Source organism: Pseudoduganella violaceinigra DSM 15887 (genome assembly GCF_000425385.1).
GTDB classification, from domain to species: domain Bacteria; phylum Pseudomonadota; class Gammaproteobacteria; order Burkholderiales; family Burkholderiaceae_D; genus Rugamonas; species Rugamonas violaceinigra.
Genome location: NZ_KE384357.1, coordinates 22579 through 41052, shown reverse-complemented (window position 1 = coordinate 41052; position 18474 = coordinate 22579). Strand labels below are relative to the sequence as shown.

The 18474-nt window shown below is 63.9% G+C and carries 18 protein-coding genes and 1 tRNA gene; 11 read left to right on the top strand and 8 right to left on the bottom strand.

The genetic code is table 11. The annotated features are described in order from the left end of the window. Nucleotides 1-2: 2 nt before the first annotated feature. Nucleotides 3-1190, bottom strand: coding sequence for an NnrS family protein (locus H597_RS0119700; protein WP_035374783.1), 1188 nt, complete (start codon nt 1188-1190; stop codon nt 3-5). A 93-nt stretch (nt 1191-1283) separates the two neighbouring features. Between H597_RS0119700 and H597_RS0119695 the strand changes: the two genes are divergently transcribed. Together H597_RS0119695 and hmpA are read left to right on the top strand one after the other, a co-directional pair. Further along, a complete protein-coding gene (locus H597_RS0119695) occupies nt 1284-1736 on the top strand; it encodes an RrF2 family transcriptional regulator (protein WP_035374782.1) in 453 nt (150 codons plus the stop codon). A 75-nt stretch (nt 1737-1811) separates the two neighbouring features. Continuing rightward, nucleotides 1812-2993 (top strand): NO-inducible flavohemoprotein, encoded by a 1182-nt coding sequence (gene hmpA, locus H597_RS0119690; protein WP_028103639.1) that lies wholly within the window; start codon nt 1812-1814, stop codon nt 2991-2993. On the opposite strand, the gene H597_RS0119685 is transcribed toward hmpA, so the two are convergent. Together H597_RS0119685 and H597_RS0119680 are read right to left on the bottom strand one after the other, a co-directional pair. Beyond that, complete coding sequence (locus H597_RS0119685; protein ID WP_028103638.1) at nt 2990-3829, bottom strand: HDOD domain-containing protein; 840 nt, start codon at nt 3827-3829, stop codon at nt 2990-2992. The genes hmpA and H597_RS0119685 overlap by 4 nt on opposite strands. 58 nt (nt 3830-3887) lie before the next feature. Continuing rightward, nucleotides 3888-5177, bottom strand: a complete 1290-nt coding sequence (locus H597_RS0119680) for a D-amino acid dehydrogenase (protein ID WP_028103637.1) — start codon at nt 5175-5177, stop codon at nt 3888-3890. A 99-nt stretch (nt 5178-5276) separates the two neighbouring features. Between H597_RS0119680 and H597_RS0119675 the strand changes: the two genes are divergently transcribed. The 6 genes from H597_RS0119675 to H597_RS0119650 all read left to right on the top strand — a co-directional run bounded on the left by H597_RS0119675 (nt 5277) and on the right by H597_RS0119650 (nt 9831). After that, the gene (locus H597_RS0119675; protein ID WP_028103636.1) at nt 5277-5771 is read left to right on the top strand and encodes an Lrp/AsnC ligand binding domain-containing protein; all 495 of its coding nucleotides are present in this window, start codon (nt 5277-5279) and stop codon (nt 5769-5771) included. A 5-nt stretch (nt 5772-5776) separates the two neighbouring features. Then, nucleotides 5777-5911 carry a hypothetical protein gene (locus H597_RS36130; RefSeq protein WP_267871893.1) on the top strand — a complete coding sequence of 45 codons (135 nt, stop codon included), beginning with the start codon at nt 5777-5779 and terminating at the stop codon, nt 5909-5911. Between the two features lie 54 nt (nt 5912-5965). Then, complete coding sequence (locus tag H597_RS31680; protein WP_229632215.1) at nt 5966-7540, top strand: hypothetical protein; 1575 nt, start codon at nt 5966-5968, stop codon at nt 7538-7540. Nucleotides 7541-7650: 110 nt separating this feature from the next. Next, nucleotides 7651-8088: a hypothetical protein gene (locus H597_RS0119660; protein ID WP_028103635.1), complete on the top strand. Its 438-nt coding sequence runs from the start codon at nt 7651-7653 to the stop codon at nt 8086-8088. Between the two features lie 40 nt (nt 8089-8128). After that, nucleotides 8129-9427 (top strand): NAD(P)/FAD-dependent oxidoreductase, encoded by a 1299-nt coding sequence (locus H597_RS0119655; protein WP_028103634.1) that lies wholly within the window; start codon nt 8129-8131, stop codon nt 9425-9427. Beyond that, nucleotides 9424-9831 carry a DUF3592 domain-containing protein gene (locus H597_RS0119650; RefSeq protein ID WP_028103633.1) on the top strand — a complete coding sequence of 136 codons (408 nt, stop codon included), beginning with the start codon at nt 9424-9426 and terminating at the stop codon, nt 9829-9831. Before H597_RS0119655 ends, H597_RS0119650 begins: the two co-directional genes overlap by 4 nt. Here H597_RS0119650 and H597_RS0119645 read toward each other — a convergent pair. Next, on the bottom strand, nt 9828-10511 hold the full coding sequence (locus H597_RS0119645) for a sensor histidine kinase (protein ID WP_028103632.1): 684 nt from the start codon (nt 10509-10511) through the stop codon (nt 9828-9830). The two genes, H597_RS0119650 and H597_RS0119645, sit on opposite strands and share 4 nt — an antisense overlap. Before the next feature lie 116 nt (nt 10512-10627). Between H597_RS0119645 and H597_RS31675 the strand changes: the two genes are divergently transcribed. Then, a complete protein-coding gene (locus tag H597_RS31675; RefSeq protein ID WP_051293942.1) occupies nt 10628-11122 on the top strand; it encodes a hemerythrin domain-containing protein in 495 nt (164 codons plus the stop codon). Here the strand turns inward: H597_RS31675 and H597_RS31670 are convergent, their stop codons facing one another. Continuing rightward, on the bottom strand, nt 11123-12754 hold the full coding sequence (locus H597_RS31670) for a response regulator (RefSeq protein ID WP_035374879.1): 1632 nt from the start codon (nt 12752-12754) through the stop codon (nt 11123-11125). 123 nt (nt 12755-12877) lie between these two features. Between H597_RS31670 and H597_RS0119630 the strand changes: the two genes are divergently transcribed. Continuing rightward, nucleotides 12878-13294 carry a hypothetical protein gene (locus H597_RS0119630; protein ID WP_028103631.1) on the top strand — a complete coding sequence of 139 codons (417 nt, stop codon included), beginning with the start codon at nt 12878-12880 and terminating at the stop codon, nt 13292-13294. 25 nt (nt 13295-13319) lie between these two features. Here the strand turns inward: H597_RS0119630 and H597_RS31665 are convergent, their stop codons facing one another. The 3 genes from H597_RS31665 to H597_RS0119615 all read right to left on the bottom strand — a co-directional run bounded on the left by H597_RS31665 (nt 13320) and on the right by H597_RS0119615 (nt 18011). Beyond that, entirely contained in the window at nt 13320-14285 is a 966-nt protein-coding gene (locus H597_RS31665) for a diguanylate cyclase domain-containing protein (RefSeq protein WP_035374781.1), read from the bottom strand. Nucleotides 14286-14412: 127 nt separating this feature from the next. Next, on the bottom strand, nt 14413-17151 hold the full coding sequence (locus tag H597_RS31660; protein ID WP_154668179.1) for an ATP-binding protein: 2739 nt from the start codon (nt 17149-17151) through the stop codon (nt 14413-14415). A gap of 47 nt (nt 17152-17198) precedes the next feature. Further along, nucleotides 17199-18011 (bottom strand): response regulator, encoded by an 813-nt coding sequence (locus H597_RS0119615; protein ID WP_028103630.1) that lies wholly within the window; start codon nt 18009-18011, stop codon nt 17199-17201. A 385-nt stretch (nt 18012-18396) separates the two neighbouring features. Here H597_RS0119615 and H597_RS0119610 point away from each other — a divergent pair. Further along, nucleotides 18397-18473: transfer RNA gene (locus H597_RS0119610), tRNA-Arg, on the top strand. The last annotated feature ends 1 nt before the right edge of the window (nt 18474 follow it).

The following is an 18474-nucleotide window of genomic DNA, read 5'->3' as shown; positions in this document are numbered from 1 at the left end:
TGCTATCCTTCCCGCCCGTCGATGCGGGCCTGGCTCAAATATGGGGCATACACCAACAGGTAGAGAAGGAAGGCGACCGACCAGGCCAGCGCGGAGGCAGCTAACAGGTAATCACGAATCCCAGCGGGAATAATATTGGCACACAAACGGGCCAGAGCGCCAGCTTGCAGCAAAAGATACATTGCGCTTTCGGCAAGGCCGGCGCGCAGCATGCGGCCGGTATGTCCCAGCGCGGTGCGCGTGATCATGCCCAGGATCAGACCCGACATGCCGCCCACCGCCAGCGCGTGGAAGGCGCTGCTGGCCGAACCGATGCCCAGCGCGGCAAAGCCCAGAAGCACCAGTCCAGCCACGATCCAGGCGTAGGCCAGGTGCAGTATCCACAGCAGGGGCACGCGCACGGTCGCAAATGGCGCCCAGCCGGCCAGGCGCACGGCGTTCGAGCCGGCTGCCGCGAAAGCGAGCGTCGCCACCAGCAAGCCCGCCAGCCCGGCGACCCAGGCCACAGCCGTCGCCAGCAGCAGGGCGATGCTGGCCTTCTCGCACCAGGCTACGCTGACAGGCTGGCTGCCCGGCGCGCCATTGCGGGTGAACATCGGGATGACGCGGCCGCCGATCACCGCTTCCAGTACGGTGATCATCAGGATGGCGCCGTGGACGGGAGTCAGGGCAGACAAGGTAATCCAGCCGTTGGCGGCCGCGTGGCACAGCAGGTTGGCCACCGACAGCAGCACCAGGATGCCGCAGATCGGGTAATTGCGCTTGCTCTGCGCCTGCATCAACACGCGCCCGAAAGCTGCCGCGCACAAGGGCAGGAACAGCCCGTCCACAAGCAGTGCCGGCAGGCCCGGCGCCAGCAGCATGGCCGCGCGCCCGGCGATCCACAGGACTGCCAGCGCCGCCAGTTGGCCGCCCTGCGGGGTTTGCAGGTTGGTCCAGTTGCGGCCCGCCGTAAACAGGAAGCCGACGATGACGGCGCCGCCGAAGCCAAATACCATTTCATGCATATGCCACAGCACATTGGCTGCGGGCAGGATGGTGAGCATGCCCATGTAGGCAGCCAGCCAAAGCGGCACCGACAATACCGCCAGCGCGGACGCCAGCAGATAGAAAGGGCGGAAGCCCAGTCGCAGCAGGGGATGCGGCTGCCCGGCTGGCGTGGATTCGATGGGCAAATGGATGCTGCGCATGGCGGGCCTCATGATCTAAAGACGTATAATGGATGCTACATTACCGCCCCTGGTAAAGCAATATTTCGTATACATCTTTACGTGACGTAGATTATGAGACTCACATCTTTCACCGACTACACTCTGCGCTCGCTGATGTACCTGGGCATGCACCGCGACAAGCTGGTCACGATCCAGGAGATCGCCGACGTGCATGACATCTCCAAGAACCACTTGACCAAGGTAATCCATCAGCTGGGCGCCAGCGGCCTGGTGGAGACGGTGCGCGGCCGGCACGGGGGCTTGCGCCTGAACCGCGAACCGCAGGACATCAATATCGGCGACGTGGTGCGCGATAGCGAATCGGACTTCCACATCGCCGAATGCTTCGAATCCGATCCCGGCCACTGCGCCTTCCTGCGCGATTGCGCGCTGAAACGCAAGCTGAACGAAGCCACCGAAGCCTTCCTGCATGTGCTGGATGGCATGACCCTGGCCGATATTCTTCCCGGCCCGAAGGGCAAGGGTAGTGTGCATCCTTTGACCCTGCATAAAAAAAGCATTTGATTTGCATCTTTATTGACTCAGCCCATTTTAAACATGTATTATTAGTGCATGTTTAAGCGTGAAGGAGTCGTATCCATGCTGTCCGCCGAACATCGCGCCATCGTCACCGCCACCGTTCCGATCCTGGAGCAGGGCGGCGAAGCCCTGACGCGCCACTTCTATCAGACCCTGTTCACCGACTTCCCCCAGGTGAAGCCCTTCTTCAACCAGGCCCACCAGTACAGCGGCGAGCAGCAGCGCGCCCTGGCCAACGGCATCCTGATGTACGCGAAGAATATCGAGCGCCTGGAAGCACTGGGCCCGCTGGTCAACACCATCGTGACCAAGCACGTCGCCTTGCAGATCATGCCGGAGCATTACCCGATGGTCGGCGCCAGCCTGTTGAAAGCGATCCGGGAAGTGCTGGGCGCCGAAACCGCCACCGACGCGGTGCTGGAAGCCTGGGGCGCCGCCTACGGCCAGCTGGCGGACATCCTGATCGGCGCGGAAGGCCGTACGTACGAAGCCGCGGCGGCAGCGCCGGGCGGCTGGAAAGGCGCGCGCCGCTTCATCGTTGCGGCCAAGCGCGTGGAAAGCGGCGAGATCACCAGTTTCGTGTTCCGTCCCGAGGACGGGCAGCCCGTGCTGGGCTTTACGCCGGGCCAGTATATCGGCATCCGCGTGACGGTGGACGGCGAAGAGCAGCGCCGCCAGTATTCGCTGTCGGCCGCACCGAACGGCCAGACTTACCAGGTCAGCGTCAAGCGCGAAGCGGGCGGCAAGGTGTCGGGCTTCCTGCACACGCAGGTGAAAGAGGGCGATACGGTGGAGCTGTTCCCGCCAACCGGCGCCTTCACGCTGGCGGCAGGCAGCCGCCCGATCGCGCTGATTTCAGGCGGCGTCGGCATCACCCCGACGCTGGCCATGCTGGAGCAGGCGCTGCAAACGGGCCGCGAAATCCGTTTCATCCACGCTGCGCGCCACGGCGGCGTACATGCGTTCCGCGATCATATCGAAGGCCTGGCCGAACGCCACCCGCAGTTGAAGCGCCATTACATCTATGCGGAGGAGCGCGCAGGACAGCCGGCCGCCGACGCGCTTGGCCTGCTGGGCAAGGAACAGCTGGGGGAATGGTTGCCGCAGTCGCGCGACATCGATGCCTACTTCCTCGGCCCGCTGCCGTTCATGCAGGCCGTGAAACGCAGCCTGCGCGAACTGGGCGTGCCGGAAGCGCAGACCTATTACGAGTTCTTTGGACCGGCCAAGGCGCTCGATTAAACCAGCAGCGCCGCGGCCATGGCGGAAGCGTCGGACGCCGCCTCTTCCAGCATCTCGGCGCGCTTTTCGGCGTCGATGAACAGGTCCATCACGGAATCCTCGTGCGGGGCCTGTTGCGTTTCCGGGTTGGTCAGCGGCGAGGAGATTTCCGCGAAATGGTTCGCCAGCAGCAGGGTATCGAGCAGGGTGTCGGGCGGGATTTGCAGCATGCCGTTGCGCAGGCCTTCGATGGCTTCCGCCACTTCAGCCGGGATGCCGAGTTTCTTCATCACTTCGCGCGTGATGATTTCCTCGCTGGCGGTTTGCCAGTTCTCCGGATCGGGCTCCAGCAGGCCGGGGAATTCGTCGGCGCGCGACAGCAGGTAAAAGCCGCCCACTTCATGCACGATGGCCGCGAACAGCGCGGTGTCCGGATTCACGCCGGTGACTTCGCGCGCGATGATGCGCGCCAGGCAGGCGACGTGGATGGTGTGCTGCCAAAGCTGTTCGGCCTTGGCGCGCAGGCCCGGATCGACGATCTTGCTGCCGAAGGCGCGCACCACCATGGCTGCCGCCAGCGCGTACAGGTTGTGGTAACCGACGCGCATGATGGCATTGCGCACATTGGTGATATCCGGCCCGCCGGTGCGGTTGAACATGGCGGAGTTGGACAGGGAGACGGTGCGGGCGGCCAATTGCGGCTCGGCCAGCACCAGCTTGATGGCGTCCTCCATCGGACAATCGGGATCGTCCAAGGCGAGCTGTACCCGCAAGGCGGCGTTAACGCTGGTAGGAAACACGAGGTCTCCGCGGATCGCCAGCGCGGCGACGTGTCCGAAGGCTTCCAGTTTATTCATGCCGAAAATTATACGGCCCCGGCGGCATTCCTGCCAAATGGAAGCCGGGGACTTTAACTTAGGCGCCGGCCAGCTGCGGCTGACGGACGTTTTGTTCCTGGCTATAACGTGCAGCCGACAAGTCATCGGCGAAGATGGCGGGACGCTTGGCGGACATGATGTCGGCCAGCAGCTGCGCCGAACCGCAGCTCATGGTCCAGCCCAGGGTGCCGTGGCCGGTATTGGTGAACAGGTTGCGGATGGCGGTGCGGCCCACCACCGGCGTGCCGTCCGGGGTCATCGGGCGCAGGCCGGTCCAGAAGCTGGCTTCGGCCGTGTTGCCGGCGCCGGGGAACAGGTCGTTCACCACCATTTCCAGGGTTTCGCGGCGGCGCGGGTTCAGCTTGGTGTTGTAGCCGGCGATCTCCGCCATGCCGCCAACGCGGATGCGGTCGTCGAAGCGGGTCACCGCAATCTTGTAAGTCTCGTCGAGGATGGTCGAGGTCGGGGCTTTGTCGCCGGCCACGATCGGGACGGTGATCGAGTAGCCTTTCAGCGGGTAGACCGGGATTTCGAACAGCGCTTTCAGGAACGGCGTCGAGTAGGCGCCCAGCGCAACGACGAAGGAGTCGGCTTCCACCAGCTCGGCGCCGCATTGCACGCCCTTGACCTTGTCGCCTTCGACCACCAGCTTGTCCATCGTGACGCCGTAGCGGAACTTGACGCCCAGTTCCTTTGCCATCGCTTCCAGGCGGGTGGTGAACATCTGGCAGTCGCCGGTCTCGTCGTTCGGCAGGCGCAGGCCGCCGACCAGCTTGTGCGCCGACGCGGCCAGGCCGGGCTCGGCCTTGATCAGGTCGGCGCCGGTCAGCAGCTCGTACGGCACGCCGGTTTCTTTCAGCACTTCGATATCCTTGGCGGCGCCATCGAGCTGCGCCTGGGTGCGGAACAGCTGGGTGGTGCCTTGCTGGCGGCCTTCGTATGCGATGCCGGTGGCGGCGCGCAGCGCTTTAAAGCAGTCGCGGCTGTATTCCGCCAGGCGCACCATGCGTTCCTTGTTGATCGCATAGGATTCGGCATTGCAATTGCGCAGCATCTGCCACATCCACTTGAGCTGGAAGCTGGTGCCGTCAGGCGTGATGGACAGCGGCGCATGGCGCTGCAGCATCCATTTCATGGCTTTCAGGGGGATGCCCGGGGCGGCCCATGGCGAGGCGTAGCCCGGCGAAATCTGGCCGGCATTGGCGAAGCTGGTTTCCAGGGCAGGGCCAGGCTGGCGATCCAGTACGGTGACATCGTGGCCGGCCTGGGCCAGGTAATAAGCACTGGTGACGCCGATAACGCCGCTGCCAAGGATAACTACGCGCATGAATTGCCTCCGGAATATTTGTTGCCGATTATTTTGCTATGATATTTAAGTTCTCCTAGTATTTGTTACTATATGGAGCCACCAAAACAGTAAAAATTCATGCGAATCCAAAAAGAATCGGTCCGGGGCCTGGATAAGATTGACAGGAAAATACTGCGCATCCTGCAGGAGGACGCGCGCATCGCCATGAAAGACCTGAGCGAGCAGGTCGGGCTGTCGATCACGCCCACCATCGAACGGGTCAAGCGCATGGAACGCGATGGGGTGATTGCCGGCTATCACGCGCGCCTCGATCCGCGCGCCCTGGGCGCCAGCCTGCTGGTGTTCGTGGAGATCACGCTGAACCAGAAATCGGCCAGCCATTTCGAGCACTTCCGCCGCGAAGTGCTGCGTATTCCGGAGGTGCAGGAGTGCCACCTGGTGTCGGGCGATTTCGATTACCTGATCAAGGCCCGCATCCATGAAATGGCGGAATACCGCAAGCTGCTCGGCGACATGCTGTTGAACCTGCCTGGCGCGGCGCAGTCCAAGTCCTATGTCGTCATGGAGGAAATCAAGGAGACCTTGATTTTGCCCACGGAGCCGGCACAGTAGCAGCGATGTCTGACCGCAAGGAATTGCAGCTGGAACTATTGCTCGAAAGGGCAAAGCGGCGCTCTGAGATTTTGCGCTGGATGCCGGCCCAGACCTTGACACTGACCGGAGCGATGGCCGCGCTTAAATTGTTTGGGTGATGCCAACACTTGGTCTAGAATGCCATTAGCCTGGACTGAGCGAACGGAGTATTTGTGCAAAGCACTTATGGAGCCGCGAGCATCACCACACCAGCCGCCCCTGCGCCGGCTGCCCCCGAGCACGCAGTCTTGTTGCGTGGCCTCGACGAACATCTTTCCACCGATCAAAGTTTCACCTCGGCCCTTGCGCGCACGGTCGGCGCCATCGCCAGCACCGATGGTGCGCTGACCCTGGCCCAGTTTGCCGCCGTGACCGACCTGGCCGGCGACGGCCGCGCCTCCGCCGTGTTCACCGCCCTGATGCTGAACGCCATCGAATGCGGCGTGACGGTCGACTGGGCCTTGCACGCCTTGGCCCGCTCCAGCCATACCGTGGGCGAGCCTGCGCGGCACAGTGCCTTCAATTTGATGAAGCCGCTCTTGGCGCTGCAGGGCACGGCGTCCCGGCCGCTGGCGCAGAATGTTGCCAAGGCCCTGCACATCAAGCTGGCGCCGGAACAACTGTTCGGCCTGCCGCCTGAAGCGGAGCGCCGCCTGCTAAGCAACCTGGGCAACCAGGCCCGCAAGCTGGTGAAGGGCAGGGGGCTGGCCGACGCCGTGGCGGATTTTGGCCGCAGCATGGGCCACGCCGAGCTTCTGAACCATGCGCGCGCTTATAACGGCGGCCTCATGAGCCAGGACGAGTTACACGATGCGGTGGAACGTGCCGTCACAGCCATTTGCAGCGGCATTGAGAGCTATCGCGAACACGAGCATTCCATGCTGGCCTGTGAAGCCGGTGCGGCCAGCCTGCTCGCGACGGCCCAGCAGCTGCACCACCAGGTGCAGCAGCGCCTGGCACTGGTGGATGCGCGCATCGCCTATGAGCGCAGCGTGCTGACCCAGGATATCGAGGATGCGGTGCACGACGCCGGCAACGCCATTGAGCTGGCCCTGATCGCCCATCCGGAAGTCAACGAGCACGCCAGCGGCACCCACTTCGGCAAGGAGATGGAATCGCGCCTCGACCGCGTGGTGCGGCGCAAGGAGGAAGTGCTCGATTTGCTGCAGCATGACCTGTCGCTGTTCCAGTCCGACATCCGCCTGACCCAGAGTACCGTCTTTGAACGCCAGCACCATGCCACGCTGGCTCGCCTGATGCCGCGCATGCGTGTCGGGACCCGCGTGGCGCAAACCGTGGATACCGCCGCCAACATTACCTTGATGGGCAGTGCAGTCGCCGCTGCGGGCACCGGTACGGCGGCCTATCTGTTCGGGGTCGCGGTCGTGCTGCCGGTGGTCGCGCCCGCCGCGCCCTTCGTCGGCGGCGCCGTGCTGCTGGCCGGCGCTTTCAAATGGTTCGCCGATGCGGGTCGCCGCAAGCGCTCGGAAATCCAGGACCGCCGCTGCGCCTTCGAAGACGAATTGCGCAAGCGCCTGCAGGAAGTGCAGGCTGCCTTCGGACGCCAGCTCGACCGCGTCGCCTCCAGTTTCCATGAGTCGGCCACCCAGCTGCTGACCCCCCTGATGCTGGAAGCGGAAGCGGCCGGCCGTGTGCAGGCGGTGCGCAAACGCATTGCCGATAAGGTGATTGCCCAGGCCCAGCACGCCATTGCCCAGCTGCGGGCGGCCATGACCGCCCATGCCTGATGTGTTGCAATTGGTGAGAATTGTTCGTTGCCGCACGCAAATTGCCCTGTTGCCTTGATACAATAGTCGGTAGGCAACGCCTTTTTTTTACAACTTATATAATTACGATTATGAAGACCCAGCTCTTAGCCGCCGCCATGCTGGCGCTCAGCACTTCTGCTTTCGCCCAAGACGTTGGCGTTTCCGTCACCGTCGGCCAACCAGGCTTTTTCGGCCGCATCGACATTGGCAATACGGCGCCGCCACCGGTGATTTATCCGCAACCGGTGATCATCCAGCGCCCGGCCCGCGTCATTGCCGAGCCGCTCTATCTGCGCGTTCCGCCTGGCCACGCCAAGGACTGGGGTAAACATTGCGGTCATTACAATGCTTGCGGCCGCAATGTGTATTTCGTGCGCGACGAGTGGTACACCAATGAATACGCGCCGCGCTACCGTGAGGAACACCGCGGCCGCGGCCGTGACCGCGACGACGATGATGATGACCGTGGTCACGGTCACGGTCATGGTCACGGCAAGGGCCACGGCAAGCACAAGCACGACGATTGACCGGGGCGGCCGGGGTCGCCGCCGACATTAGGAGAACTGTTTGCAGAGCAAATATGTGATCGTAGGTGGAGGGGCGGGCGGCCTTGAGCTGGCTTGCAAACTGGGCCGGCAACTTGGCCCGCAACAGGTGATGCTGGTCGATAGCCGGCTTTACCACATCTGGAAGCCGTCGCTGCACGAGGTGGCGGCAGGCACCCTGGATATCCACCAGGAGGGCCTGTCCTACCAGATGCTGGCGCATGACAATGGCTTCACCTATGTCTACGGCGCCATGACGGCGCTCGATAGCAGCAACAAGCACATCACCGTGGCGGCCATCACCAGCGAAGGCGGTGAAACCGTCTTGCCCGAGCGCCGCATCGGCTATGCAGCGCTGGTCCTGGCGGTGGGCAGCACTTCCCATTACTTCGGCGTGCCGGGTGCGGCCGAACATACCATTTCCCTCAATGCCACCGAAGACGCGGAGCGCTTCCGCCTGACCCTGCTCAAGCTGCTGACGCGCGCGGCGCTGCAGAAGGGCGCCCGCGAAGGAGCGGCCGGGGTCGATGTCGTCATCATCGGCGGCGGCGCCACCGGCGTCGAGCTGGCGGCGGAATTGCGCGAAGCCAGCGGGGTGTACACCTCGTATGGCTTCGGCCACCTGGATCCGGTGCGCGACGTGCGCATCACCCTGCTGGAAGGGGCGCCGCGCATCCTGGCCCCCTTGCCGGAGCGCGTTTCCGGGGCGGCGCTGAAGCTGCTCAATGAGCGTGGCATCAAGGTGGTCACCGACTGCCGCGTGACGGCGATTGCACAAGACCATGTCACGGTGGGCGAGCAGAGCTATCCGTCCGATATCGTGGTCTGGGCCGCGGGCATCAAAGCGCCGGCCTTTTTGGCCACGCTCGGCCTGCCGACCGCCAAGGGCGGCCAGATTGAAGTCACCGGCGAGCTGCAGGTCAAGGGCGTGGCGGGCGTCTATGCGCTGGGCGATTGCGCCCAATGCCTTGGCGCCGATGGCAAGCCGGTGCCGCCGCGCGCCCAGGCCGCGCACCAGCAGGCCGACTACCTGCTGCAAACCTTCCTGCGCCAGGCGCGCGGCAAGACGCCGCAAACCAAGCCCTATGCCTACCGCGATTACGGTTCGCTGGTGTCCTTCGGCCAATCCACGTCGGTGGGCAGCCTGATGGGCTCTTTGCGCGGCTTTAGCTGGTTCGTGGAAGGCTTCTTTGCGCGCATGATGTATGTCAGCCTGCACCTGCTGCACCACCAGGCGGTGCTCGGCACCATCCGCACCGGTGTGCTGGCGCTCGCGCGCTTCCTCGTCAAACGGGCCACGCCGCTGGTCAAGCTGCATTGAAGGCGCGGGCGGCGATCCTGGCCGGCGCGCTCCTGCTGGGCGGCTGCTATAACCGCGCCACGGAGTTGGCCGAACTGTCGCGCCATCACGCGACCGCGATCGGCCGGGTCGCCGCGCTCGATTGCGGCAACAACGGCAGCTGGTGGTATGAGTTCGAGTTGCAAGGCAAGCGGCGGCGCGGGCCGGCGCAAGATCCGGCCGGCTGCCGGCAGCGCAAACCCGGCGATCGCGTGACCGTGTATTACAGCCCGGCCGATCCCGAGGTGCATCGCGCCGTTGCGCCGGCTGTGGCGTATGAGGCGGAGCATGGCTTCCATATGCCGCTCTGGCTGTGGTTCGGCATCGGCGCGCTGGCGTTGCCGCTGTCGGCCTGGATGGCGCTCCAGCGCAGCGGCGGACGCTAGCTGATCGGCGGCTTGGGCAGGCTGACCATCAGCACCGCGCCCTGGCTGCCATTGGCGGTCAGCGACAGGGAGCCGCCCAGGAAGATGGCGCGTTCGCGTATCATGCGCAAGCCGTGGTGCTGGTGCCAGTCGCCATCGGCCACTTCGGCCTGGCCCAGGCCGACGCCGTCGTCCTTGACCAGCAGCGTAATGCTGTCATCCATATCGTCGACGATCACATCGACGCTCTTGGCGCGGGCATGGGTGGCGACATTGCGCAAGCCTTCCTCGGCCGCGCGCAGCAGCACCACGCGGTGCGAGCGTGGGCAGGCCGGTTCGTCCTCGGGCAGGCTGCTGCGGGCCGTCATCAGCTGTTCACTGCCGAACTGGGCCACCAGTTCGCCCAGTGCCACGCGCAGGCCGAGGAATTCCAGCTTGTCGTTCCACAGCTTGTGCTGCATATCGCGGTTGGTTTCGATGATGGTGTGCAGCAACTTCTTCATCTGCGCGGCACGCTCGAGCAGGGCGGGTTCCTGCGGCAATTTGGAGGTCAGCAGGCCCAAATGCATGGTCAGCGCCGTCAGCGAGGAGCCCAAGCTGTCGTGCATCTGGCGCGACAGGGCGCGCCGCTCGTCGTCCCAGCAATTGCTGACGTAACCCAGCAGCTCCCTTAGCTCAGCAGCGTCCGTGGTGGCAGACATATGTTTGGTAGTCCATGTTTATTGCCCCGATCATACATGAGGATGGTCGTGGGGTGGCGCACATACAGTCTGCAGTGCGCCTGTCAAGCTGGTGCTTCACAACGTGGAGGTGACATATGAAAGACGCCATTGCATTGCTGAAAGAGGACCATGCCGAGGTAAAAGCCATGTTCAGGGAGTTCGAAGGCCTGGGCCAGCGTGCCTTTGCGAGCAAGAAGAAACTGGCCGACAAGATCTGCCTGGAATTGACCAGGCATGCCACCGCCGAGGAAGAAATCTTCTATCCCGCCGTGCGTTCGGCATCGAAAGAAGCGGAAGATCTGGTCGACGAAGCGACGGTCGAGCATGCCAGTGCCAAGGACCTGATTGCGCAGATCGGCGCCATGGAGCCGCAGGACGAGCTGTTCGACGCCAAGGTCAAGGTGCTGGGCGAATACATCGCCCACCACGTGGGCGAGGAGGAGGGCGAAATATTCCCCCTGGCCAAGAAGGCCGGCCTCGACCTGCAAACCCTGGCACGCGAGATCGAAGCGCGCAAGGACGAGATCGATTTCGTCCCGCCGCGCCTGCCGCCCACGGGCGCTGGCCGCAGCGGGCGCGCCCGGGCCTGATCAGGTTCGGACGGTGGCCGGCGTGCGCGCCAGGCATTGGTCGATGGCGCGCAGCAGCTGTTCGACATCGACCGGCTTCACCAGGTGCATGTCGAAGCCCGCATCCATGACGCGGCGCTGGTCGTCGGCCAGGCCGTAGCCGGTCAGGGCGATCAGCTTGATGTGATGGGTGTCCGGATTGGCGCGCATGCGGCGCGCCACTTCGTAGCCGTCGATACCCGGCAGGCCGATGTCGACCAGGGCGATGTCCGGTTTGGCGGCGGCGGCGGTGGCCAGGCCCTGGAAGCCGTCGGCGGCGTGCTGTACCGGGTAGCCATAGCAGCCCAGCATCATGGCCATCATCTCGCGGCCGTCGTCATTGTCCTCCACCAGCAGCACGGCTGGCTTCGGCTGTTCGCTTGTATCCATGGAAGGTGCCTTTGCTTCACTCACGTGGTCGATGCAGGGGAGGTGCAGGGTGAAGGTGCTGCCTTCGCCCGGACCGTCGCTTTCCGCGTATACATTGCCGCCGTGCAATTCCACCAGGCGCCGCACCAGCGACAAGCCGATGCCGAGCCCGCCTTGCGCGCGGTCGAGCGTGCTGGCGCCCTGCACGAAGACATCGAATACCTGGGGCAGCAGGTCGGCCGAGATGCCGACGCCGCTGTCGTGCACGCTGATCGTCACTTCGCCTTCCTCCACATCGCTCAGCACTTCGATGCGGCCGCCCGGCGGCGTGTACTTGAGGGCGTTATCGAGCAGGTTGCTGACCACCTGTTCCAGCCGGGTGGCATCGCCATTCACCCAGCACGGCGCGATTTCCACCACCACATCATAGTCTTCCAGGCGGCCGGTGGTGCGGAAGGTTTCCACGGTGGTCTTGAGCAGCGCCGACATGTCGATCGGCAGGCGGTTCAGCAGGATCTTGCCGGACATGGCGCGGCTCAGGTCCAGCAGGTCGTCGACGATGCGGCCCAGGTGGCGGCTCTGGCGCTGGATGATTTTCTTGGCGTGCGCCATGCTGTCGGCGGTCACGCCGGGCAGGCTCATCAGCGAGGCGGCACTGCTGATGGCGGACAGCGGATTGCGCAGCTCGTGGCCCAGCATGGCAAGGAATTCGTCCTTGGCGTGGCTGGCGCGTTCGGCCGTCTTGCGTTCTTCGATTTCGCGCAGCAGGCGCTGGTTGCTGGCGATCAGGTCGGTGGTGCGCTGGCTCAGCTGGCGTGCCTGGCGCTGTAATTCCTCGTTCTTGCTGGCGAGCGACACAAAGACACTGATCTTCGCATACAGCACTTGTGGGATGACCGGCGTGAACAGGAAATCCACCGCGCCTTTCTGGTAAGCCTTGAGCCGGTCCAGTTCGTCGGCCACGAAGGCGGTGATGAAGATGATGGGGATGTCGGCCGAGCGTGGGCGCTGGTGGATCGCTTCCGCCGTTTCAAAGCCGTCCATCCCGGGCATGTTCACGTCGAGCAGGATCACGGCGAAATCGTGCGTAAGGACTTGGCGCAACGCTTCCTCGCCGGAGCGCGCGGCGATCACTTCAAAATTCTCTTGCGCGGCCCACTGTTCGAGCAAGTTGGTCAGCGCAAAAAGCGAATTGGCGTCGTCGTTGACGACGAGGATCTTGGGCTTGTCCACCAGTCTGATCATAGCGTTGCCCATTTACCCTGTCAAAAGAACAGATTCCAATCGAACACGCCTTGTGTTCGCCCGCGCACAGTCAGGCCCTGCCTGCGCTGACATAGTGAAAACTCGTCCAATGGAGGAGCCGCCATGAATATCGATACCATCGTAGACAAAGAGTATGTGGGCAAAAGTTTCCGCGAATTGGCCGATGCGCCGGTCAGCGCCTTGCGCGGCCTGAGCCCGAAGGATGCCAAGGCCCTGCATACCGCGTTCGGCGTGACGAGCGTGCGCGACTTCGCGCAACTGAACTTCGTGCGCTGGGCCTGCGCGATTGCCATCCTGGCCGACGAGGAGCAATTGGCGCCCGCGGAAAAAGCCAAGGAGGAATTGCTGGACGATGCTGTCGAGATGACCTTCCCGGCCAGCGATCCGATCTCGGTCGATGCCGGCATCACCCGCATCGAGGTGGCGCCCGATAAAGTCGACGCGCAGCAAGACCACCAGCACGCCGGTAAGGTCGAGGAATCAACGGAAATCGGCCGCGAAACCGAGACCGCCTCCTGAGCGGAACGGCGGCCTGGATGGTGCATCAGGCCGCGCTGACCTGAACCTGCGGCGCCAGCGCCGTATCGGACGCGGCGCAGTAGCGGTTCTTGCCGGTGCGCTTGGCTTCATACAGGGCCGCATCGGCAACGTGCATCAGGTTGTCGACCGTGGTGGCGTCATCGGGGTAGAGCGCAATGCCCAGGCTGGTGGACAGCTGCAAGGTCAAGCCGTTCACCTGGTAGGGCTGGGCCACCACCTCGATCAGCTTGCTTGCCGGTTCCTGCGCATCGGCCAGGGTGCCGATTTCGCCCAGCACAATGACGAACTCATCGCCGCCGATGCGCGCCACGGTGTCTTCGCGCCGCGCGGAGTGGACCAGGCGCTGTGCGACCTGTTTGAGGATTTCGTCGCCGTAGGCATGGCCATGGGTATCATTGACGGCCTTGAACCCATCGAGGTCGAGGTACATCACGGCGGCGCGGCGCTGCTGGCGCGCCGCATGCTGCAGGGCGTTGGCGATGCGGTCCTCCAGCAGGCGGCGGTTGGGCAGGCCGGTCAGCGGGTCGTGCAGCGCCAGTTCCTGCTGCTGCTTGCTGTAGGAGGCCAGCTCCCGGTACAGCAGGCGCACTTCCAGCATATTGTGGATGCGCTTGTGCACCTCGAGCAGGTCGAAGGGCTTGCTGATGAAGTCGCGCGCGCCCGCTTCCAGGGCGGCGATCTTGAAACTGGGCTGGGCGGTCAGGGCCAGGACCGGCAGGTAGCCTTCCTGTTCGATTTCCTTCAAGCCTTTCATGACCTGGAAACCATTCAGTCCCGGCATCTGCAGGTCCAGCAGGATGAGGTCGTAGCAATGCTGGCGATGCAGGGGGCATACCTGTTCTGGCAACATGGTGGCCGTGACATTGGTATAACCGGCATCGCGCAGTATCTCCAACATCAAGTCGATATTGTCTGCACAATCGTCAACTACCAGGATCTTGGCATTCAGGATCTCATCGGGGCTTGGCATGGCGGTCTCGGGAACTGGAGTCCTAGTGTAGCTTGCGACAGTTTGCCGTGGCGCACGTGTCATTAACCAGTCTAGCAAAAAATTTCGGCAGTTGCTTGTAGGATAGTTTCCCGTGTTGCGGTAGTCCTCAGCCACTCTTGCTTGCAACACAAACGCGCTCGATTGCAGCTACCAACTCTGAAGGCTCGATGGGTTTTGATACATGGTCAAGAAAGCCCGACTCCAGTGCCCGCAGGCGGTCTTCGGAGCGGGCGAAAGCGGTCAGGGCAATGGCGGCGACCGCGCCGCCGCGCGCCGGCCCCAGGGCGCGTATGCGCGACAACAATTCAAAACCGTCAACATCGGGCATGCCGATATCGCTGACCAGCAAATCATAGTTGCCGCAACGCGCCAGCGCCAGGGCTTCGGCGGCATTGGCGGCGGCCTGCACCTGGCAATTGCAGTCGCGCAGGATGCTGCCGATCAGTTCGCGCGCGTCGGCTTCGTCATCCACCAGCAAGACTTTCAGGCCGCGCAAGTCGCGCAACTCCATCTCCGGCAGGGGCGGGCGTTCGCAGCGCGGCGGGCTGTGCATGCGCTGCACGCGGATCTCGCCGCTTGCCAGTGGCAGGCGCACGGTGAAGCTGGAACCCCTGCCTTCGCCCTCGCTGGCGGCCGACACCGTGCCACCGTGCTGCTCCACCAAGTGCTTGACGATGGACAGGCCCAGCCCGAGGCCGCCATGGCGCCGCGTGGTGGAGGCATCAGCCTGGCGGAAACGCTCGAAGACATGGGGCAGGAATTCCTGGCGGATGCCGAGGCCGTTGTCGCTCACCGTGATGTCGGCATGGCCCTCGTGCCGGCATACCGCCGCGCGCACGATGCCGCCGCGCGGCGTGAACTTGAGCGCATTGGTGAGCAGATTCCAGACCACTTGCTGCAGGCGGTTGGCGTCGCCCGCCACGTGGCCGGTCGGCGAGAAATCGCGCTCCAGGCGGATGCCCTTGGCTTCCGCGGCCGGGCGCACCGCTTCCAGCGCGGCGTCGACCACGATGGAGGGCATCAGCAGCTTCATGTCGAGCAGCACCTTGCCGGAGGTGATGCGGCCCATGTCCAGCAAATCTTCGATCAACTGGGCCTGGGCGCGGGCATTGCGTTCGATGGTTTCCAGGCCGCGCAGCTGCTCCTCCGGCGAACGGTTGCCGCGCCGGAGCACCTGGGCCCAGCCCAGGATGGCCGTCAGCGGCGTGCGCAGTTCATGCGACAGCGTGGCCAGGAATTCGTCCTTCATCTGGTTGCTGCGCTCGGCCTCCGCGCGCGCGTTGCGTTCGCGGTCCAGCAGCACCTCGCGTTCTTCGGCGGCGCGCCGGGCCGCATCCACCATGCGCGCATTGTCGATGGCGATGCCGGCCTGGGCCGCCACGCCGCCAACCAGGCGCTCCGTGCGCTCATTGAACATATGCGGTTCGGGGTGACCGAAGAACAGCGTGCCCACCACTTCGCCGGCGCGCGCCAGCACCGGTACCGCCAGGCCGCTGCGCACCTGCGGATGCGGCAGGCCCTGGAAATCGTCCGGCGGTGCGCCGGACAGGGTGTGCATGGCCTGGCCGCCGCCGGCGCCCGCTCCATGGTAGAAGAAGGCGCCGAAGCGGGCGCCGGAAATGCTGGTGGCGGCATCGGTCACTTCCTGCAGCAGCGAGCGCAGCTCGCGGTTCTGCACCAGGGCCGAGCCGGTGCTGTTCAGCAGTTCGAGGATATTGGTTTCGTCGCGCAACTGCTCCTGCACGCGCTTGACCTGGTCGACGTCGGTGCTGGTGCCAAACCAGCGCAGGATACGGCCGCTGGAATCGCGCATCGGATTGGCGCGCGTCAGGAACCAGCGGTACTGGCCGTCGCGCGCGCGGATCGGGAATTCCATTTCAAACGGCCGCCCGCTCTCCACCGACAGGTGCCAGTGCGACAACATGGCGGGGATGACTTCCGGCGCATACACCTGTTTCCAGCCCTCGTCCAGCATATGCCGTTCGTCCATGCCGGTATATTCCTGCCAGCGCTCGTTGTACCACGTTATCGCGCCATCGCTGCCGGCGATCCAGGCCAGCTGGGGGATGCTGTTGGCCAGGGCGCGCAGCTCTTCTTCGCTGTTGCGCAAGGCGTCCTCTGCGGCCTTGCGTGGTGTGATGTCCTGTACCATGCCGATCACGCCGCGCAGCGCGCCGTCCTCGCCGAAGTCGCTATGGCCGATCACGGACAGCCAGCATGGTTCGCCGTCGCGCCGCCGCACGCCGCACTCGATATTGAAGTCGCGCCGCGCCAGGCAGGCATCGATGAAGGCTTGTTCGACCGCGGCGAAATCGCCGGGTGCGATGCGCTCGCGCAGGACCGGCCAGGTGATCGGGATTTCAGCCGGCAGCTCGAAAATTTCGGCGGCGCGCCGGCCCAGGCGCACCATATTGCTGGCAGCACTCCATTCCCAGTCGCCGAGGCAGCCCGCAGCCAGCGCAACCTGCAGGCGGTGGGTGCTTTCGCGCAGGCCCCGTTCGTGCAGCTTGCGCTGATGGATGTCGAGCAGCAGGCAGCTCATACCGGTTGGCGAAGGCCAGGCGCGCACTTCGAGCCAGCGCTGGCTGGGCTGGTACAGCACCTCGCAGCTGGCGGGCAGTCCCTGCTCGAGGGTGCGCCGTAGCGGGGCTTCCAAGGCCCCGGCCAGGGCCGGGAAGGCCTGCCACAAAGGTTGGCCGCGCGGATTGCGCAGGGTAGGGACGGGCGGCAGCAGCATCTCCGCCGCCTTGGGATTCAGGTATTGGATGGTCCAGTCCTTGGCGATGACGGCAAAGCCGTCACCCAAATCATCCAGTACGTTGTGTGCGTGCGGATCGGGACTCATAACTATCGATTGTAACCTTGCCAACCATCCGGCCGCCACACCATTGCCTAGTGCAAATCGCGCAGGATTTGCTGCAGCTGCTCGATGTCGTAGGGCTTCTGCATGGTGATGGCAGGGAAATCGAGCTGGCTGGTCAGTGTCTGGCTGTAGCCGGTTGCGAAAATGATGCGCAGGCGCGGCTGGCGCTGGAGCGCGGTGCGCCCCAGTTCGACCCCGCTCATGCCCGGCAGGCTGACATCGCTGAACAGGACGTCATATTCTGCGCCGGCCAGCAACTCCAGTGCGCCTTCGGCGCTTGCCGCGGCGCTGACTTCATGGCCGAAGGCGCGCAGCATTTCGCACACCAGGAACTGGGCATCCTGATTGTCCTCCACCACCAGGATGCGCAAGTGGCCGTCGTTGGCAGCAGCGGCGGGCAGGGCGGGGGCGCTGGCGGGCGCCAGGGTGCAGAGGATGCCCGCGACTGCGCCATCGGCGCCGCGCAGCGGTGTGTAATGGAGGTCGAAGGCCGCCTCCAGCATATGGCCGTCGCGCCAGAGCTTGAGCGGCTGGCGTGTGAACACCAGGCTTTGCCCGCTCCAGGCCTGTTCGATCGCCTGCGCATTCCAGCTCCATGCGGACGGGGGAACGGCGGGCACATTGCCGCCGGGCGGGGCGGCACTGGCGGTGCCGACGTTGCTGGCATAGGCTTGGTTATAGAGCATGATTTGCCGGCGGCTCCACATCAGCAGCATGGGCAGCGGCGTATTGAGCATGATGTCGAGGGCCAGCTGCAAGGCTTGCGGCCAGGTCTCCTGCGGGCCGAGCTCGGCTCGCGACCAGTCCTGGGTTGCCGTGCTTTCACCTGCGATTTGCGCCATGTCTGTGCCAGTGCCCGGTTGTCAATATGGACAATGCTACACCAAGGACGGGCAAAAAAAAGGCCCGCAATCCGCGGGCCTGAATTCTATTTTCTTGGAGGAGAATAGAGGAGACAGGTGAATGATGAGGCATCGCGGCATGCGGGTCCAATTTTGATTCATGATGAGAGAAATGCGATTCATGAATGAAGTAATAGTGTCGACAAGGCAAGGAAAAGAATTTGTGTCCAATGCTGGACAAGCGCGACACATCAACATAGAATACTGCCTCCTTGCACAGGATACTGCGCAGGAAAGAGCCGGAAACGCCGTTTTCGCCTAGGAAAGTTAAGTAGTTCGAAAGCTTTCCAAGACGAAATTCATGCGATATAATCCTGCTTCTTAAGCGGCTGTAGCTCAGCTGGATAGAGTACTTGGCTACGAACCAAGGGGTCGTGGGTTCGATTCCTGCCAGCCGCACCAG

Coding starts and splice junctions, on each gene's coding strand:
- H597_RS0119700 (WP_035374783.1), bottom strand. CDS start 1,190: ATGCGCAGCATCCATTTGCCCATCGAATCCACGCCAGCCGGGCAGCCG.
- H597_RS0119695 (WP_035374782.1), top strand. CDS start 1,284: ATGAGACTCACATCTTTCACCGACTACACTCTGCGCTCGCTGATGTAC.
- hmpA (WP_028103639.1), top strand. CDS start 1,812: ATGCTGTCCGCCGAACATCGCGCCATCGTCACCGCCACCGTTCCGATC.
- H597_RS0119685 (WP_028103638.1), bottom strand. CDS start 3,829: ATGAATAAACTGGAAGCCTTCGGACACGTCGCCGCGCTGGCGATCCGC.
- H597_RS0119680 (WP_028103637.1), bottom strand. CDS start 5,177: ATGCGCGTAGTTATCCTTGGCAGCGGCGTTATCGGCGTCACCAGTGCT.
- H597_RS0119675 (WP_028103636.1), top strand. CDS start 5,277: ATGCGAATCCAAAAAGAATCGGTCCGGGGCCTGGATAAGATTGACAGG.
- H597_RS36130 (WP_267871893.1), top strand. CDS start 5,777: ATGTCTGACCGCAAGGAATTGCAGCTGGAACTATTGCTCGAAAGGGCA.
- H597_RS0119660 (WP_028103635.1), top strand. CDS start 7,651: ATGAAGACCCAGCTCTTAGCCGCCGCCATGCTGGCGCTCAGCACTTCT.
- H597_RS0119645 (WP_028103632.1), bottom strand. CDS start 10,511: ATGTCTGCCACCACGGACGCTGCTGAGCTAAGGGAGCTGCTGGGTTAC.
- H597_RS31675 (WP_051293942.1), top strand. CDS start 10,628: ATGAAAGACGCCATTGCATTGCTGAAAGAGGACCATGCCGAGGTAAAA.
- H597_RS31670 (WP_035374879.1), bottom strand. CDS start 12,754: ATGATCAGACTGGTGGACAAGCCCAAGATCCTCGTCGTCAACGACGAC.
- H597_RS0119630 (WP_028103631.1), top strand. CDS start 12,878: ATGAATATCGATACCATCGTAGACAAAGAGTATGTGGGCAAAAGTTTC.
- H597_RS31665 (WP_035374781.1), bottom strand. CDS start 14,285: ATGCCAAGCCCCGATGAGATCCTGAATGCCAAGATCCTGGTAGTTGAC.
- H597_RS31660 (WP_154668179.1), bottom strand. CDS start 17,151: ATGAGTCCCGATCCGCACGCACACAACGTACTGGATGATTTGGGTGAC.
- H597_RS0119615 (WP_028103630.1), bottom strand. CDS start 18,011: ATGGCGCAAATCGCAGGTGAAAGCACGGCAACCCAGGACTGGTCGCGA.